Genomic DNA, 2847 nt, shown 5'->3' on the forward strand with positions numbered 1-2847 from the left:
TCCTCTGTACCTATCCATGCTGTTTTCTCTGCAAATCCGTTATTGTCAAGGTCAAAATTTACACCGTGTTCAAGTGAGCGCAGTTCTATGCCTGATTCGCCTAGGTCTATTATGAGAGGATCGCGGGGCGGCTGTGCTTTGCCTGCTCTGTCATAATTACCGGATTCGCCTTGCATTGCTTTCATTAAATCATCAAAGTCATCAAAATCATTGTTATCAGCAGCCGTTTCAAATTTTTCACGCCATTCTTCGCCATACAATACTTCTAACATTTCAAGATAATCATCTGTTGAAAGCTGTCCTGTAACAAACATGGCAGCACAAGCTTGGTTAGTTTTTGTTACGCTATCCATTCCGCTTGGTTGAGCTGCATAGTATGTTGCATAAATAAGCAATGCAGTTTTGATAGCAGCCATATTATCGTCTTTAGATTTATCATTATATGTTATTCTTTTACTTCTGTCTATTCCATCATCTTTGGCATCTTTGTTTGAATTAGAACCATTCTGGTTTTCCCATGGTATTACTTTTGGTACAGGTTCTTCTTTTGGTTTTTCATCTCTCTTAACAGCAGTACGATGGAAATTGTATATGATTAAACCTTGTTCAAGGTGACTGTAGGTAACATCATACGTTACATCTTCTGTCCATGTTTTTCCACCTCGTTCACAATATAGTTCCAAACTAAAAGAAAATTCTCCATCTTCTATATTAGTACCATCAGTGTTTCCACATTTAAAATTCCCCTCGCCATTTTTAATATAGTTATTCAGCTGATCTAAACCCTTTTGTTTGTTTTTGTCTGCATATGAATGTGGTTTCACCTCCCATAAGTAGTTAGTTTCGTTATTTATCTCATATACATCTGCATAGCCATATGTTCCCTTTGTCCCTTTTTCCGATTCTTTTACATTTTTATAATCAATTCTCAACTCTCCTGTTTCAACCTTATTATTGGAATTATTCCAAATATCTTTCTGAACCCTCTTATGTATTTCGTTATACGGCAGCAAATCATATTTATTTAGCAGATACCAATTATTCTCAGATTGATGAGTTGTATCATAAAAATTAGTCTCATAAGTTATCTCTTCATATATCTCTTCTTCTGCAATGACATCATATTCGACGTTATTTAAACCTGGCATTGGTTCTAACCATATCAATTGGGTTATTGTTGCCTCGTCAGCACATACATTGATGATTAAGTTCGAAGCATTTGGTAAAATAATTCCAATTGCCAGTGCAAAACATATAAGTCTTTTAAATAATCCTCTCATTTTCATATATAATATCCTCCTAAAAATTGTATTTTATGGGTTATTTGTGTTCGCCAAATAAAAAGTACATAGAAAGGGCTTCTATGAATTAAATATGAACGTGTTCATATTTGTCCATTTCTGCCTTAATTGTCTACAAGCATATAAGTGTAAGCTGGGTCAACAATGTGCGTAGCACAGGCGTTAGCCCTTGTTGTTGACGCAGTTTGCACTTATATGCTACAATCTGTCAAGGCAGATAATAAATTCACAATTAAGCTTTTCAACTATGATATTTGCGAGCCCTTTTTATGCATTTTCTAAAGACCATAAACAGTTATTAAATATCCACCCCATATGACCTAAGAATCCCGATATTTTTTTCTTTTCTTCGTCTTATTTCTGCCATGGTTTCATCATGCAGTTGTTTATTATTGAGAATATTACCTATATATTCTTTCCTCTCTTTGCTGCTTTGCTTAATATCTTCACATGATTTGACATAGTCAGCTTCTGTAAAACCGTTTATATTGTGTTCTGCTTTATATAATGCACGTTTAATTGCATTTTTCGCTCTTCTGTCGGCAATTTCATATGGGTCGTCAAGCTCAAAACAAAATAACCCGTCGCGATCATCAATATGCCTGTAAAACTGTACATCAGGTCCAAAAATATCGAGCCCGGAAAAATAAAAAGTATAAAGATAATCTATCACATCACTCAATGTTTGTACTTTTTCAAATTCCGGCAAAACCCACTTTTTAACTTCGTTTAACGCTCTTTCAAATGCGTTTATAATACTTTCGCTTTCAAATTTTGGGAATCCAAAATTCATTATGTTACTTCTGTACTTTCCGTCATAATCATATACGTGACTACGTTTGTAGAACTCCGAAATGCCGATCATCCAATTGCAATTCATTCTCGGACTGCAATTAAGATTAATTTCCGATCTGTATATAGTAGCAATTCCAGCTGTTATATTAAAAACATTTTCGCTTTCTTTCTTCAAACCGATGATTTGAATAAAGCTGTTATCAACAAAGCGTATATAATGCGGATATTTGGTTTTTGCCTTAACAAACCCCAACGGTTCAAGAGCTTCACCAAAAACCTGTTTAAAAGCCGCATTTAAAGTAAGCTTTTTCTTGCCGACCTTGGAATCAGTAATTTTCTTTTTGAAAAACATCGGAATAATATTTGTATCCTCGTCCGCTTCGCTTTCAAAATCCTCATAATCCGAAACCATATATTTCGGCTCGATTCCCAGTACAGAAGCTGCTTCATACAAGGTATCCTCAACAAAAACCCCGTCCTTGTTCCATTTTTCAGAGAGCTGCTCCCACGTTTTTCCCGACGCTAAAAGCTGTTCCCAGCAATCACGTTTTCCCTTTTTGGAAGTACCCTCGTCAAATCCGTACCCCGAACCGTCGCCTACGATAACCGTGTCCGCAGCAGACGAATCTTTATACAATTCCAGTACTGCAAAGTCGCTGTCTACAACGTCCATACTGAAACTGCTTGTTTTCATTTCCGTCGCCGTCTGTTTAGCGTCGGTCTTGACCCGATTAGTATCGTCCCTGTACGC

2 protein-coding genes are annotated in these 2847 nt (G+C 36.4%); both read right to left on the minus strand.

Annotation, left to right across the window (positions count from 1 at the left end; all coding sequences use genetic code 11):
* Window positions 1-1286, minus strand: a 1286-nt coding sequence (locus AB5123_RS14075) for a hypothetical protein (protein ID WP_368364976.1), incomplete at its 3' end; no start/stop codon positions are given.
* Window positions 1287-1599: 313 nt separating this feature from the next.
* The gene (locus AB5123_RS14080) at window positions 1600-2769 is read right to left on the minus strand and encodes a hypothetical protein (RefSeq protein ID WP_207734612.1); all 1170 of its coding nucleotides are present in this window, start codon (window positions 2767-2769) and stop codon (window positions 1600-1602) included.
* Window positions 2770-2847: the final 78 nt, after the last annotated feature.

Origin of the sequence: Ruminococcus sp. RTP21204st1_B2_RTP21204_210225 (assembly GCF_040914135.1) — a bacterium.
Lineage (GTDB): Bacteria > Bacillota > Clostridia > Oscillospirales > Ruminococcaceae > Hominimerdicola > Hominimerdicola aceti.

Coding starts and splice junctions, on each gene's coding strand:
- AB5123_RS14080 (WP_207734612.1), bottom strand. CDS start 2,769: ATGGACGTTGTAGACAGCGACTTTGCAGTACTGGAATTGTATAAAGAT.